This window comes from Methylobacterium sp. J-088, from assembly GCF_022829295.1.
Lineage (GTDB): Bacteria > Pseudomonadota > Alphaproteobacteria > Rhizobiales > Beijerinckiaceae > Methylobacterium.
Genome location: NZ_JAKSYH010000072.1, coordinates 25,858 through 40,072, shown reverse-complemented (window position 1 = coordinate 40,072; position 14,215 = coordinate 25,858). Strand labels below are relative to the sequence as shown.

The 14,215-nt window shown below is 67.5% G+C and carries 16 protein-coding genes and 1 pseudogene; 6 read left to right on the top strand and 11 right to left on the bottom strand.

All coding sequences use genetic code 11. The annotated features are described in order from the left end of the window. Positions 1 to 390 precede the first annotated feature (390 nt). The 4 genes and pseudogenes from MKK63_RS08690 (at position 391) to MKK63_RS08680 (ending at position 3,045) form a co-directional block, all read left to right on the top strand. Positions 391 to 738 (top strand): hypothetical protein, encoded by a 348-nt coding sequence (locus tag MKK63_RS08690; protein WP_244000692.1) that lies wholly within the window; start codon positions 391 to 393, stop codon positions 736 to 738. A gap of 225 nt (positions 739 to 963) precedes the next feature. Next, positions 964 to 1,293: pseudogene (locus MKK63_RS32180) on the top strand (PAS domain-containing protein); the annotation flags it as partial. A gap of 90 nt (positions 1,294 to 1,383) precedes the next feature. After that, a complete protein-coding gene (locus tag MKK63_RS08685) occupies positions 1,384 to 2,406 on the top strand; it encodes a PAS domain-containing methyl-accepting chemotaxis protein (RefSeq protein WP_409564490.1) in 1,023 nt (340 codons plus the stop codon). Between the two features lie 297 nt (positions 2,407 to 2,703). Continuing rightward, entirely contained in the window at positions 2,704 to 3,045 is a 342-nt protein-coding gene (locus tag MKK63_RS08680; RefSeq protein ID WP_244000690.1) for a hypothetical protein, read from the top strand. A 23-nt stretch (positions 3,046 to 3,068) separates the two neighbouring features. Here the strand turns inward: MKK63_RS08680 and MKK63_RS08675 are convergent, their stop codons facing one another. The 3 genes from MKK63_RS08675 to MKK63_RS08665 all read right to left on the bottom strand — a co-directional run bounded on the left by MKK63_RS08675 (position 3,069) and on the right by MKK63_RS08665 (position 4,161). Next, positions 3,069 to 3,344 carry a hypothetical protein gene (locus MKK63_RS08675; RefSeq protein ID WP_244000688.1) on the bottom strand — a complete coding sequence of 92 codons (276 nt, stop codon included), beginning with the start codon at positions 3,342 to 3,344 and terminating at the stop codon, positions 3,069 to 3,071. Positions 3,345 to 3,405: 61 nt separating this feature from the next. Then, positions 3,406 to 3,657 (bottom strand): hypothetical protein, encoded by a 252-nt coding sequence (locus MKK63_RS08670; RefSeq protein WP_244000686.1) that lies wholly within the window; start codon positions 3,655 to 3,657, stop codon positions 3,406 to 3,408. 36 nt (positions 3,658 to 3,693) lie between these two features. Continuing rightward, positions 3,694 to 4,161 carry a MucR family transcriptional regulator gene (locus tag MKK63_RS08665; protein WP_244000684.1) on the bottom strand — a complete coding sequence of 156 codons (468 nt, stop codon included), beginning with the start codon at positions 4,159 to 4,161 and terminating at the stop codon, positions 3,694 to 3,696. Between the two features lie 143 nt (positions 4,162 to 4,304). Here MKK63_RS08665 and MKK63_RS08660 point away from each other — a divergent pair, with 143 nt between their 5' ends. Then, a complete protein-coding gene (locus MKK63_RS08660; protein WP_244000682.1) occupies positions 4,305 to 5,273 on the top strand; it encodes a helix-turn-helix domain-containing protein in 969 nt (322 codons plus the stop codon). A 97-nt stretch (positions 5,274 to 5,370) separates the two neighbouring features. Further along, the gene (locus tag MKK63_RS08655; RefSeq protein ID WP_244000680.1) at positions 5,371 to 5,661 is read left to right on the top strand and encodes a hypothetical protein; all 291 of its coding nucleotides are present in this window, start codon (positions 5,371 to 5,373) and stop codon (positions 5,659 to 5,661) included. Positions 5,662 to 5,777: 116 nt separating this feature from the next. Here the strand turns inward: MKK63_RS08655 and MKK63_RS08650 are convergent, their stop codons facing one another. From MKK63_RS08650 to MKK63_RS08615, 8 genes are all read right to left on the bottom strand, one after another. Continuing rightward, on the bottom strand, positions 5,778 to 8,195 hold the full coding sequence (locus MKK63_RS08650) for an EAL domain-containing protein (protein ID WP_244000678.1): 2,418 nt from the start codon (positions 8,193 to 8,195) through the stop codon (positions 5,778 to 5,780). A gap of 264 nt (positions 8,196 to 8,459) precedes the next feature. Then, a complete protein-coding gene (locus tag MKK63_RS08645; protein WP_244000676.1) occupies positions 8,460 to 8,843 on the bottom strand; it encodes a response regulator in 384 nt (127 codons plus the stop codon). A gap of 147 nt (positions 8,844 to 8,990) precedes the next feature. After that, positions 8,991 to 10,268 carry a DUF3829 domain-containing protein gene (locus MKK63_RS08640; RefSeq protein ID WP_244000674.1) on the bottom strand — a complete coding sequence of 426 codons (1,278 nt, stop codon included), beginning with the start codon at positions 10,266 to 10,268 and terminating at the stop codon, positions 8,991 to 8,993. A gap of 43 nt (positions 10,269 to 10,311) precedes the next feature. Next, on the bottom strand, positions 10,312 to 10,653 hold the full coding sequence (locus MKK63_RS08635) for a hypothetical protein (protein ID WP_244000672.1): 342 nt from the start codon (positions 10,651 to 10,653) through the stop codon (positions 10,312 to 10,314). A 116-nt stretch (positions 10,654 to 10,769) separates the two neighbouring features. Then, positions 10,770 to 12,305 (bottom strand): sensor domain-containing diguanylate cyclase, encoded by a 1,536-nt coding sequence (locus tag MKK63_RS08630; RefSeq protein ID WP_244000669.1) that lies wholly within the window; start codon positions 12,303 to 12,305, stop codon positions 10,770 to 10,772. A gap of 95 nt (positions 12,306 to 12,400) precedes the next feature. After that, positions 12,401 to 12,688 (bottom strand): hypothetical protein, encoded by a 288-nt coding sequence (locus MKK63_RS08625; protein WP_244000667.1) that lies wholly within the window; start codon positions 12,686 to 12,688, stop codon positions 12,401 to 12,403. After that, on the bottom strand, positions 12,685 to 13,785 hold the full coding sequence (locus MKK63_RS08620; protein ID WP_244000664.1) for an HD-GYP domain-containing protein: 1,101 nt from the start codon (positions 13,783 to 13,785) through the stop codon (positions 12,685 to 12,687). The genes MKK63_RS08625 and MKK63_RS08620 overlap by 4 nt, the downstream gene beginning before the upstream one ends. A gap of 116 nt (positions 13,786 to 13,901) precedes the next feature. Continuing rightward, the gene (locus tag MKK63_RS08615; RefSeq protein WP_244000662.1) at positions 13,902 to 14,204 is read right to left on the bottom strand and encodes a hypothetical protein; all 303 of its coding nucleotides are present in this window, start codon (positions 14,202 to 14,204) and stop codon (positions 13,902 to 13,904) included. Between the last annotated feature and the right edge of the window lie 11 nt (positions 14,205 to 14,215).

Here is a 14,215-nt window from a genome sequence, read left to right as displayed (position 1 = left end):
GCGGTTACGTTCCCGCTAACTGACGAAAGCTGAAGCGTGTGGCCTGACCGGCACAATTGCATAGAGAACAGCTAAGCCGCACTAGATTAGAATTAACCACGGAGCTGGATCAGGCGACCCGGAAGCGGACGGTCCGAATTCCTGAGTTGGGTAGGTAGGGGAAATTCGATACGCAAGCAGCAGACTGGCCTATCGCCCCAACGTTGACTTAGCTCGGCTTTGGCCAATTGCGGCGTATCGAGTGGGCTGAGGTGACGAAGCGGGTTTGACGAGGCGTCACGCTGGTCCGCGATGAGAAGTGCGTAACCGTCATCATCTGAGTCGTGTTGCCGATCAGCGCTCGACGGACATGGATCAAGCGTCCTAGCTCAGCACCTGGGGGGACCGTCCGTGAATCATCGTATCGCCGCCATCTCGCTCGCAGCCGCCCTGAGCGCCTGCCAGGCTGCCGCCCCCGAACCTCGGCAATCTGTGGTCTTGCAGGAGGATCTCAGTCGGCTCAAGGCCGATCGGGATGCGGGCCGGATCTCGTACACACAGTGGGCGGAGCGGACTGGGGCGGCAGCACGCGCGAGCGTGGTGCTGACGTCTGAGCAGGAGCAGGCGATCGCCTTCCGCACACAGCTCGCGCGCCGTGTCGATGCGGGCGAACTGACCCCGGCGCAGTTCGATCAGGAGAGCGCCCGGACCCTGCAACGCCTGAAGGCTGCCCAGGGCGATGCCCGAACCCGGAGCTGACGAGCGCGGTTCCGAAGCGACTCGCTCAGCGGGCACGGGGTCAATATTGTTTTGACGAAAGCTGAATTGGAGTTTCGCCCGCTAGTTGTATAAAATTTCTGTGATACCGGCCTCAAAGTAGTATAAACTTAACTGCACGGTGCCGTAGCGGTCGGAGAAACTGTACGCTCTTTGAGATCTGGGGGAACGACCGTGCGCCTGTTTGATGCCGACCTGCGTGCCTTGATGGACGCGATCGACCGCTCGCGCGCGCGCATCGAGTTCGCCCCCGACGGCACCATCCTCACCGCCAATCCGATCTTCCTCGAACTCCTCGGCTACACCCTCGCCGAGTTGCAGGGGCGCAACCACAACACGTTCATGCCGGCGGCCGAGCGCGATGCACCGTCCTACCGGGCATTCTGGGAGGCGCTGCGGCGCGGCGAGCCGCAGACCCGCGAGTTCAAGCGCGTGGCCAAGGATGGTCGGACGATCTGGATCCAGGCCACATACAACCCCGTGCTCGACCGGGCGGGACGCGTGCGCAGGGTCGTCAAGTTCGCCTCCGACGTCACCGCGCAGGTCGAGCGCAGCATCGATCACGCCGGCCAGCTCGATGCCCTGCATCGCTCGCAGGCCGTCATCGAGTTCGCCCTCGACGGTACCATCCTGACCGCCAACCAGAACTTCCTCGACGCGGTCGGCTATCGGCTCGAGGAGATCCGAGGGCGGCACCACAGCTTGTTCGTCGATGCCGTCGAGCAGCAGGGCTCCGCCTACCGTGGGTTCTGGGCCCAATTGGCGCGCGGCGAGTTCGCCGCAGGCGAGTTACGGCGCATCGCGAAGGGCGGCCGCGATGTCTGGATCCAGGCGACCTACAACCCGATCAAGGATCGTGACGGTGTGCCGGTGAAGGTGGTGAAGTTCGCCACCGACATCACCGCGCAGGTGCACGAGCGTCAGCGTCGGGCCGAGGCGCAGCGCGCGATCGGCACCGACCTCGACGCGATCGGCGCGGCGGTTGAAGACGTCACCCGACAGACCGCCGAGGCCGCCGGCATCGTGGGACAGGTGTCGAGCGACATCCAGGCGGTGGCCTCGGGCGCGGAGGAGCTGTCGGCCTCGGTCGGTGAGATCAGCCAGCAGGTCAGCCACGCCGCGCGCATGGCCGGCGAGGCCGTCGAGCAGGCGCGCCATACCGGCAGCATCGTCGAGGGCCTGAGCGGGCAGGCGGCACAGATCGGCGAGGTGGTGACCATGATCCAGGGGATCGCCTCACAGACCAATCTCCTGGCGCTCAACGCCACGATCGAGGCGGCGCGGGCTGGCGCGTCGGGCAAGGGCTTCGCGGTGGTGGCCTCCGAGGTGAAGGCCCTGGCCGAGCAGACCGCCAAGGCGACCGACCAGATCCGTGTGCAGATCACCGCGACCCAGGCGGCGACGCGCGAGGCGGTGGGCGCGATCGGCTCGATCCAGGGTACGATCCGATCCCTCGACGAGGTCTCGTCGGCGATCGCGGCGGCGGTGGAAGAGCAGTCGGCGGTGACCCGGGAGATGTCGGGCAGCATGCACACGGCCGCCCACGGGGTGACGACGATCGCCGGCGGCATGGAGGCGATCGCTCGGGCGAGCGAGCAGGTCGATGCCGCCACCGAGCAGGTCCGTGTGGCCGCCCGGGCGGTGGGCTGAGGTCATGGGCGACCAACGCAGCCCGTCCGGTCCCGAGGTATGCGATGCGTCCCGCCGCGAGGACGGCCGCGGCGATGAAGCTGTCGTCCGAGCTAGCCTCGACGGTGCACTCGAGGATCTGATCCGCGGCGCGGTCGAAGCGGGGCCGGAACCCTACGGGGTGAGTTGCACCCGGATCGACCGAGCGATCGATCGTCGGATCGCAGCTCATATCGGGTTACCGTGGGCCCGGGCGAGAGCTGAAGCTCTGCGGCATCAGCTCAAGGCCGGCCTGCGCGGACGGTGGGAGGCCAACCCATGACCGGAACGGTCGTCCCGCTGCAGCCCAGGGGTGATCGCGCGTCCGCGCTCACGCGCATCGACGTCGCCGCGATCGAACGGCTGGCGGAGGGGCGTGCGGCGACCCTGTCGGCGGCGCGGCTCGACACGATCCTGGCACACCTCAACGGACATCGCGCGGATCTCGTCGCGGTGATCGCCGAGTTGCGGACCCGGCCGTCGAGCGGCGACGCCCGGGTCGATGCCGTCAACGCGACGCTGCGCGTCGAGGCGAGCAAGGGCTTGGCTCAGATCGACCTGTTCATCGGTCAGGCCGAGACCTGCGCCGGCGCGGCGAGATCCGGCGATCTGCCGACCTGATCCTCAACCAAATCGACGAAGGCTCAGACCGACCCGTCATCGCGGCGTCCGGTGAGATCGAGCGCCGGCGTCGCGTGTCGCGGACCCTCGGGACGCAGGCCGAGCACCGCCAGCACACGACCGCACGCCGCGGCATCGGCGACCGCCTCGCCATTCTCCAGGGCGACCACCACGCCCGGATCGACGCGGGCGAGCGCCGCGACGGTTGCGGTCGTATAGGCGCCTCGTGCCCGCGCCGCTTGGACGCGCGCGGCCGACGGCGGATCTGTGGTTCGGGGCTCGTCGTCGGATATCCGCATCAATGCGCACTACGCGAGGGCGAGAGCCAAAGTTGCAGACGCACGGACTTTTGAGGTGGCGCTACTTCATTCCGGCAGGGCTGGGACGCGGCAGGACGCTCTCGGTGAGGCCGAGAAACAGCGTGAGCTGCTCCACCGCGGCGAGCGACAGCGCGCAAACCGCACCGCGTTCGACGGTTACGAGCCCCTCCGGGGTGAGACCGACCAGGCGTGCCGCATCCGTCAGCGACAGGCTCATCCGTCCGCGGGCTGGACCGGCGTGCAGGGCGAGGTTGCGCAGCAGATCCCGTCGTCGCTCCTCGTGTTCGTTCATCGCCTAAAACCGAACACGCCTGTGGAACTGCCCGCGTCAGGCGGCCCTGCGGTCCTTCCGGTCCCGCTCAGCCATGGCGCCGGGCTGGCCGAGGCCGATCGCCTTGGCCAGCGAGGAGCGACGCTCGGCATAGTCCTGTGCGACCATCGGGTAATCGGCCGGCAGGCCGTAGCGGTCGCGGTAGGCCCGCGGGTCGAGCCCGTGGCTCGTGAGGTGGCGCTTGAGCGTCTTGTAGGTCTTCCCGTCGATGAAGCTGACGATCCCGTCGGGGCGGACCGACTTGCGGATCTGGGCCAGGCTCGGCCGGTCGATCTCGGTGGGCTGGTGCGCTCCCTCGCGGGACATCGAACCACCGAAAGCGAGGCCGGCGACTGCGCCGTGCAACCGGGCGATCAAAGCCGGCAGTTCGGCGGCCGGGACGGGGTTATTCGCGACGTAGGCGGCGGCGATGGCGGCGGCCAGCTCGACGGTCGAGGCGCGACCGGAGGGGGGTATTGTAGACACGCGCGTGGCTCCTGGGAGGGACGAAATACACTTCTAGGTTGATGCGCCGCGTTGCGCTTGTCCGAGAGCGTGCTACGGTTTGACCGAGAACGTGCCGTCGCGTTTTTGGGCGCGCGCATCCAAGCAATCATCCGGCAGATCCGATGAGGACTTTGTTCTCGACCGCAGACGAAAAGCCCAAGAACAGTTTCCGACGCTGGCGCGAGACGGTGTTCGAGCGGATCGTGCCGGTTGAACTGACGGCCGCCGATCCCGAAGCGTTTCAAGGGACCCTCGAGGTTGCAGACGTCGGTCCACTGCTGATCACCCGCCTCAGACAGAGCGCGATCAGGATCGAGGCGACCCCGGGCACGATACGCCGCCGCGCCAAGCACGACACCTTGAACGTGGTTATCGCGTTGAATGGCGAGGTGATCAGTTCACAGGACGACCGCACCGCGATCCAGCGTGCCGGCGACATCGCGGTGCTGGATTGGCGCCCAGTCCTCATAGACGTATATTCTTATAGTCAGGCCCTTTTCATCGAGGTTCCGCGCGAACGGTTGGAGCGCGCGCTCGGATCGACTCGGCGGTACACGGCGCTGACCTTGGGGGCGGATCAGGCCAGCACGTCGCTGGTGACCACCTTCTTCAATCAGCTGGTGCGCACCTACGCCGGTCTGCCATCGGATACCGCCGACCAGATGGCCGCGATCGGGATCGATCTCCTCATCGCCGGCATCGCCGAGCGCCTCGCGCGGGAGGCGCCCAAGCCGCTGCAGGGCACGCTCATCGTGCAGCGGGCCATGGCCTTTATCGAGGCCAACTCCGGCGATCCGAGCCTGGACCCAGCCACGCTGGCGGCCGCCGTCGGGGTGTCGCTGCGCTACCTGCAGCAGCTGTTCCGCGGGCACGAGCGCAATATCGCCGATCAGATCTGGCAGCGTCGCTTGGAGATCGCGGCGCAGCGGCTGGCGGATCCCGGGTATGCCCACCTCACGGTGGGGACGCTGGCCTACGGCTGCGGGTTCAGCGACCAAGCGCATTTCGGCCGCCGGTTCAAGCATCGCCATGGGCTGCCCCCCGGTGAGTACCGCTGGCGATCCCTGAACAGCATGCCTCTCGTCGGATGAAGGCGATCGTGCTTCGCCGATAAACCCGCAGCGTGCCATAGGTGAACGGCCCAAAAGCAACCTCTGAGCGAGATTGTACCGCTTAAGGTTGTGGGTTATGCTCACCATCACCGTAGCCAAGGTGATCGTGAGCGCGATGATCGATGACGCCTATCGGCGAGCCGCGACAACGCGAGCAGGCGTTCTCGCTCACATAGCCGAGCTGCTCGGCGTGCCGATCACTGAGTTCTACGATCCCCACCTGATCCGTGGCGCACTCGAAGGCCGCGGGGAGGAGGCCGCCGCGGTGTTCGCACTGGTGCAGGCCTATCTCGCGATCGACGATGCCGAGACGCGCCATCGCAGCATCCAGGTCGTGCGGGCGATGGCGCAGGCTGGTCGCGTCTGAAGGTCCGATGCGAGGCGTTCAGCCCGCGCACGGTACCGGCCGGAGGCGATCTCGCGATGGCAGACCCGCGGCCCGGATGATCCGCCGATCCAGTCGTCGGGGGACGACCTTCGAGCTCAGGCGAGCGCCTTGATCGGGGGCACGGCGAACAGCGCCCGTAGCCGCGCCAATTCCAGTTCGGACGCCGGCAAGGTCGGCGCCGGGCGCGCGAACAGGTAGCCCTGCATCTGCTCGCAGTGCAGCTCGCGCAGGATCGCCAGCTGCTCGGCGGTCTCGACCCCCTCGACCGTGACCTGCAAACCGAGGTTGTGCCCGAGGTTCACGATCGCCCGCACGATCGCCAGCGTGTCGGCGTGCTGGCCGAGCCGGCGCACGAACGACTGATCGACCTTGATCTTGTCGAAGCGGAACTGCTGCAGGTAGCTCAGCGACGAGTACCCGGTGCCGAAGTCGTCCAGGGCCAGGCGAACGCCCAGGCCGCGCAGGTCGGTCAGCACCCGCACGGCCTTCGCGGCATCCTGGATAAACACGCTCTCGGTGATCTCGACCACCAGCCGCGCCGGGGCGAGCCCGTGACGCGCCAGCGCCGCCGCGACGACCGTCGGGACGTCGGACTGCCGGAACTGGGTCGGGGAGACGTTGACCGAGACCCGCCACGGCTGCGGCCAGGCCGCGGCCGCCGCGCAGGCGGTGTCGATCACCCATTCGCCGATCCGCCCGATCAGGTCGGCCTGCTCGGCCACCGGGATGAACTCGGCCGGCGAGACGAAGCCGCGCTCCGGGTGCTGCCAGCGGATCAGCGCCTCGAAGGTCTCGATCTCGCCGGTGCGGGCGTTGACGATCGGCTGGTAGAACAGCCGCAGCTCGTCGCGGGCGATCGCGCCGCCGAGCTCGTGCTCGAGCTGCCGCCGCGCCTGCAGCTCGGCGTCCATCGCCGCCTCGAAGAACCGGACCGCGCCGCGTCCCTCGTCCTTGACGCGGTACAGCGCGGTGTCGGCGGCGCGCAGCAGCGCCTCAGCCGTGCGGCCGTCCGCGGGGTAGAGGGCGATGCCGGCCGAGGCGCCGATCTCGACGCGATGGTCGTCGATCTGGAACGGGCGACGCAGGCCCCCGACCAGGCGACCGGCGATCTCCGCGACCCGCTGGGGGGCGCGCGCGCCGGTGAGCACCGCCACGAACTCGTCGCCGCCGACCCGGGCCAGGGTGTCGCTCGGGCGCAGCTCGGTCAGCATCCGCCTGGCCACCTGGACCAGCAGCGCGTCGCCGGTGGCGTGGCCGTGCAGGTCGTTGACCGCCTTGAACCGATCGAGGTCGAGGTAGATCACCGCGACGCCGGTCCCGTCCAGGGCCGCGGCCTCGAGCGCCGGGCCGAGGCGCTGCTCCAGCAAGTAGCGGTTGGGCAGGTCAGTCAGGGCGTCGTGCAGGGCGAGGTGGCGGATACGGGCCTCGTCGCGCTTACGGTCGGTGAGGTCGCGCAGGGCGACGGCGGTGGCGGGCTTGCCGCCGAACTCGATGGTGCGGCAGGACAGCTCGACCGGCACGTGCGTGCCGGCGGCGGTGCGGGCCTCGAACTCCTCCGGCCGCAGCTCCTCGGAGCGGCAGCGCGTGCGCCGCAGCAGCCCCGGCGTACTGGCCTGCGAGAACAGGTCGAGCACCGGTCGGCCGACGATCTCGTCGGGGGCCATCCCGAACAGGCGGGTACCGGCCTGGTTGACCTCCAACACCACTCCGTCACGATGGATGAACAGCACCTCGTATGCGAGGTTGCTCAGCAGGCGCATGCGGTCGAGCTCACGCCGATCGCGCTGCGAGAGGTGCTGCTGCAGGGCCAAAGCCACGAGGCCGGCGATCAGCACCGCGAGGCTGACGGCGGCGACCGTCAGGGCGAGCGGGGTCGAGCCGAGCACGTAGCTCTCATCCGCTCGCGGCGCGATCGGCGCGACCGTGACCGCTGTCATGCCGGTGAAGTGCAGGCCGCAGATCGCCAGCGCGAGCCAACCGGTGACCTCGATGCGGCGGCCGAGGCTCGCCAATACGCCGGCTCGTGCCAGGGCGAGGACTGAGAACGCGACGCTGATCAGGACCGAGGCGGCGACGTAGATGGGCTCGAACAGCACGAGGCTGGAGGCGGCCATCGCGCCGACGCCGAGGTAGTGCATGCCGGTGATCGCCAGCCCGAGCACGGTGCCGGCCAGCACGATCCCGAGCGGGGTGGAGGATAGCCGCCGCCACAGGCGCAGAGCGGCGAAGGCGCCGGCGACGGCCACGACGATCGAGCCGGCGGTGAGGTCGAGGTCGTAGGCGACCTGCGCCCCGGGCCGGAACGCCAGCATGGCGACGAAGTGCAGCGACCAAACGCTGCCGCCGAAGATGATGGCGGCGATCAGCAGGGAGCGCGGAAGCGGGCGGCCCCCGGCATCGGTGCGCGCCATCAGGGTGACGGTGGCGAAGCATCCGAGCGCGCAGATCACCGCCGATAGGGCGACGAGGCGTAGGTCGTGCTGCTGCGCGACGCAGGTGAGGACGCGGATCATCGTCGGCTCAATCGTGACGACAGCGAATGGTCGTCAGCCTGATCGTAGAACCGAGATGCCTACCGATCGGTCATCAACCTGAGCGAGTTCAATCTTTGGTTGAGAGACGATAAAACAAATCTCCGCATTGTGTGGCGCGGCGCCGTCGGCACGGGACATCGCTCGCCGAAAAGTCCGTCACAGCCGAAGCTTCTTGCGCAGATCCTCGAGGATCCGTCGATCCGCCGTCAGCGCGTCGTCGTGATCGACGCTGATGATCGATCGCTAGCGCGCCAGGACGGCCTCGATCTTGGCTCTCAGCGTGTGGAGGGTGAACGGCTTGACGATGTAGTTGTTCGCCCCGGCGTTCTTGGCCGCGATGACGTTCTCCATCTTGGACTCCGCCGTCACCATGATGAACGGTGTGGTCCGCAAGGTCTCCTCGGCGCGGGCGTGTCGGAGCAACTCGTAGCCGGTCATCGGCTGCATGTTCCAGTCGGTGATCACCAATCCGTACGGGCGACTTCTCAGGCGCGTCAACGCGGTGCTACCGTCGGGGGCATCGTCGATCTCGCGGAAGCCGATCTGCTTGAGCAGATTGCGGAGGATGCGGATCATGGTCTGGTAGTCGTCCACGACCAGGATCGGAATGCTGAAGTCGAGCGTCATACGGGATCGCTATGGCTGAGCGTGAGGCCTCCGCTCACCGTAGGGTCAAATCTGAAGCGAACGATGAACGGTCAGATATCAGTGATCGCGGTAGGCCGGCCTATAGTGAGGCGACGATGCTCCGCAATCGAGGCTGCTCTGCTGCGATCAATCCGAACGGACTCGACCCTCGTAGCGCTGACACGACTCTCGATCGCGCACCGAACGGTTGTAGGTGTCGTTGAACAGCTGAGCCGGCTGGCTCGGGTCAGCCTTCGCGCGAATGTCCCGCACGACATCCCGCCCGTGGCCGATCACACTTGCCACCGTGTCCGCGTAGCCGGTGCAGGATGAATTCGCTTTGGGGCTCATGCCGTCGAAGGTCGCACCGAGCTGTCGGTTGGCGGTCGAAACGTCGCTCAGTGCGGCGAGGAACGGGGCTGTATCAGCCTTCGGACCGAGCGCCTCGAAGCGCTGCACCGCCCGGCGCAGGGCGAGGCTGGTCGCGAGGAGTCGGCGGGCCGGTGCGTCCTCCGGGAGCGTCGCCATCCGCCGCTCATCGCGGGCAAGCTCGCGCTCGAACAAGGCAGTGCCGTAGGCGTCCATCGCCTTGGCGGCCGTTTCGACCTTCGGCACGAGGATCGGGTGTTGCTCGCGAGCGAACTTGTACCCGTCCTCCTTGAACTCCCGGGTCGTCTGATAGCGAGTCAGCGCCTTCAAGATCGGGTTGACCTCGCGCAGCGCCGCCAGCAGCTGGTGGGCTTGAGGGTCTACCTCAGGCACGGTGCCCGGTAGCGCGACCGCCTTTTCCAGCTCGTCGATCACCCCGTCGAAATCGACGATACCGAAGTGGTACCAGGCGTTGGCCCCCAGCTTGGTGCCGAGCTTGAGCACGCGTTCGTTGTCGCGCCGGTACTCGGCGAGCTGACGTTCCAGGGGATGGGAGCGCACGAGGTGGTTCTGCACCTCGGTGTAGGCGTTCACCTTCGCTACCTGTTGCACCTCAGGGCCGGGTGGCGGTGCTACGCGCGCGGACGATCGAGCCGCGCTGGCCGAGGGAGGCGTGCTCTGCAGCAACGCCTGCGATGCTGCGGGTAGGGCCGGGAAGTCGAATTTGAAGGCTTCGATCAGGCTTTTGCGCACCGCCTCGTGGGTCTGGGCGCACTGGTACGCGATCGTGGGTCGGGCGGCCTCATTGCGCGTGACCGTGTCGCGGAAACTGTCGCGCATCGTATTGATGCCTTGACGGATGCTGGGCCTCGCGACCTCAGGTACGCCGGGGCTCGCGGCGCACTGCGCGTAGGCGGCGAAGAACGCGTCGCAGCTCTCGATGCCTACCGGGGCGACCGGCGTGATGGCTGCCGCCGGCGCAGATGATGCGACCGTCAGGAGAGCAGCATTGAGGCACCGCCTCATCCGCCTGGACGCCCCGGTCATGCCGCGCATCATCATCTCCCAAGTTTGAGAAGTCGCCGAGACGCGGATCGCGCTAGAGATTGCGCAGGGCGAGCAGAGGCACGAGCGCCGCGAGCGCCACGGGAATGGACCAGTACTCCATCCGGATCCAGAACAGCTTGTGCAGGCGACGCAGCAGCACGCGCTGGTTCGTCGCCGGGTCGATGAGCTCGCGCGGGGGCGTGCCGTTGAGACGGCGGCCGACGAGCCAGTTGGCGGCCGCGGCGGCGAACAGGCCGAGACTGACGGCGACGAACGTGAGTTCGGGATGTCCCGAGGCGCGCAAGGCAAATCCGCCCAGCGCTCCGACGACGACGGCCGTGCCGACGATTACGGGGACGACGAGGATCCCCCAACCCGACCAGATCAACAGCATAGTCCGGCTCGCGCGTCCGTGCAGGGTGGGGAGGAGATCGCGTAGCGAGGCTCGCGACGTTCGAAGGATGCCTGCGTCGGTGAATGCGGCGAACGTGAGATGGCGACGAGGGTCGGTTATGGGGTGCCGATGAGCCGGAGCGCCCCTGTCGAGGGTGGCGACGGCCGTGCCGGATCGGCGCAAGAGGTTCGATTGCGTCCGCCCGCCTTGGCCCGGTAGAGCGCCTCGTCCGCCCGCCGGTACAGATCGGCCAGCGCGGTGTCGGCGGCCATGTAGCTCGCCAGCCCGACGCTGACGGTGATCGCTCCGGCGCCGATGCCGGCGGCACCGATCGCCAGCTTCGCGATCTCGGCGTGGATCCGCTCGGCGATGCGCAGCGCGCCCGCCTGATCGGTATCGGGCAGCAGCACCGCGAACTCCTCGCCGCCCACGCGACACACGAGATCGGGGGGGCGGTGGACGCTGGCCGACAGGTGGCGCGCCAATCCCTGCAGGACCGCGTCGCCGACCGGGTGCCCGTACCGGTCGTTGAAGCGTTTGAAGTGATCGGCGTCCACGATGAGCAGCGACAGCGGCTCGCCCCCGCGCCGCGCCGCCTCCCAGGCCCGCGTACCGGTTTCCTCGAACGCCCGTCGGTTGGGCAGGCGCGTCAGCGCGTCGGTCAGTGACAACCGCTCGAGCTCGGCCTGCATCGCCGTGCGGCGGCGCAGCTCACGCCCGAACAGCAGCGACAGGGCGATGGTCAGGCAGCACAGGGCCAGCACGATCGCGCCAATCACCAGGGCCTTGATCCGCCAGTCCGCGTCGATCGCCCCGGTGGCGAGCGCGACGTTCAGGATCAGCGGCAGCGTGCCGATCTGCGTGAAGGTGTATTGCCGCTCCACGCCGTCGCGCACCGAGGTCTCGATCAAGCTGCCGCTGCGCTCGCGCACGAAGCCCTTGAACGTCGCCGCCCCGGCGATGTTCGCGCCGATGTCGGCCTCGGTGTAGGGCTGGCGCATGACCCGCGTGCCATCGCGCAGGTACAGGTTGATCGCGCCATCCCGGCCGAGGTCGATCTGGCTGAATAGCCGCGTGAAGTACGACAGCTTCATGCTGCCCATCACCACCCCGCCGAACGCCCCGTCCGGCTTGGTGATCCGGCGGCTGAACGGCAGCATGCGCTCGCCGGTCAGGCGCGAGACCAGTGGGTGACCGATGAACAGGCCAAGGCCGGCGCGCGCCTTGTGCGCCTGAAAGTAGTCCCGGTCGGCGTAGTTGCCCTTGCGCGGCGGCACGGCATCGAGGTCGGCGACGACGTCGCCGTTCTCGTCGAGGATGATCATCACGCCGATGTCGCGGGCGGTCGCGGCCCGGTCGAACAGGATCAGCTGGCGCAGGGCCGGGCTGACCTCGGCGACGCCGGGGGCCCTGAGGTTATCGACCGCCGCCTGGATCGACAGATCGAACAGCTCGACGTTGCGGGCGATGTCAGCCTCGAGGACCTGGAGCAGGTTCCTCGAGGTCAGCTGTGCCTTGTCCCAGGCGTCTTGGCGCAGGTCGAGCAGCATGAAGCCCGACGTGGCGAGCATGCCGACGGGGGCGATGACGCCGAGGCCGATCCATATTCGGGCCGCGTTGAATGCGCGCTTCAACCTCTGCAGCGAAGTCATCGTACGCTCGCCAGCATGCCTGTCGGGCGGTGATATCATGGTAAGATTTAATCAAAAGTTCGGTTCGGTTGTAATCTGCCGAACATTGGGTCGGCTCATATCCCGCGATCACCAACTTCAGAATGAGCGAAGTTCGTAATCAGCACAGACGAAGTTGAGCTCGAGCAATTTGACATGAACTGCTCCGGCAGAACGTAGGCTTGCGGCACGGCGAGCCGCATCCAGAACGCGGTGATGTTTTTCACCGAGGTCGAGATCTCGGTGTCGTCCGGCAACCGGATCATCGCGATCCGTTTCGTCGGCTTGCGCTCCCATCGCCGATCGATCGCCGATGGGAAGAAGGCTTTGTCTGCGACGGCCGCCGCGTCGTTCCACTCGATCATGCCGCCACCGTCGCGTCGTCCCTAGGGGCTGCACCGGTCACCGGTCGGAACGCGCGCACGAGGTCGGCGTCGAGCTGGCCGGTCATGCGCGTCAGGACGTCGTAGGCCTGCCGGTCCTCCATCGGCGCCCTGTAGGGACGTCGTTCGATCAGCGCCGCGTAGATGTCGCATACCGTGACCAACCGGACCAGATCCCGGATCTCGTCGGCCTTCAAACCGTCGGGATAGCCGGAGCCGTCGAGCATCTCGTGGTGCGAGCGGACCACCGTGAGCAGGACGTCGTCGAAGCCGGCGCCGGCCAGCATGGCGTGACCGAGTGCCGGATGCGTGCGCATCACCGCGAGTTCCGCGGCGTCGAGCCGGGCCGGTTTGTTCAGGATCGCGGTCGGGATCCGGGTCTTGCCGACGTCGTGCAGCAGCGCGGCTTTGACCAGGCGGTGGCGGTCGCTCGATCCGAGACCGAGCGCGCCCGAGAACGCGGCCGCTAGCCCGGCCACGAGCAGGCAGTGCTGGTGGGTGACGTCGTCGAACCGTTGGACGGCGGCGACCCAATCGTGGACGCCGGCGTCCTGTATCGCCCTGACGATCAGCTCAGTGCCGTTCTCGACCATCGGCGGGGTGATCGACCGACCGGAGAAGAATGTCTCCGCGAGGAACAACCTCAGCCGCGTCGCCTGCTGGATGGTCGCCGCCGGGACAGACCGCCTCGTCCCACGCATCTGAACGAGTTTGCCGTGGATGAGGCGCACGGCGCTCATCGCCGAGAGGGTACCGTTCGCACCGAGGACGCGGGCCTGCGCCTCGGCGCGCGCGACGTTGCCGTGCGCGAGGAACAGGTAGGGCGCGGGTTCACGACGCACGCGGCCCAGGAGATCGCGCAGGCGCACGATCGCTTCCGAGTTCAGTTCCTCGACGTCGCTGACGATCAGACTCGGCGTAAGCGAGGGAACGGTGGCTTCATACAGGTCGTGGACGTGGCATCGCCCCAATGACGTGAGATCCCGGGCCAGACGCTGGGCGCGCTGGACGTCATCACTGATCAGCAGGACCTCGCCGGGAGCTGCGACCGAATTGGCGTCGGTGGATATCGTCGGCATCGTCAGTCCGCTGTCTGGTCCATCACGCTGCCGTCCTCGAAAGGAGCGGCGTGAACACTGGTGGATTTGGGCTGAAGATTTCTTACGCGGGTTTCACGGACATGGCCGCGGCGGCTCTACCGTCTGGGTCGAGCCTGTTCCGCCGGTGAGGTCGGGAACGTCATAGCGCAGACGTGACCGAGATCGCTGGCCATCACGTCGCGGGCCCATTTCCGTCGCCCGCTCTCGATCAGCGTCAATCCAGCGGCTTGGGGGATCGTCTTCGCGCACGCCTTGGCGGCCGTCATCTGTCCAAACACCTCATCGCGGCTGCATGACTTCTGAGCTTGGAGGAAGTAGCCGTAGTCGGCGAGCAGGCCGGCGCACGCGTCCTGCCCCGACGCCGGCGAGATGACGCTGACGGCCAGCGCCGAACCCATCCAAATCCAAG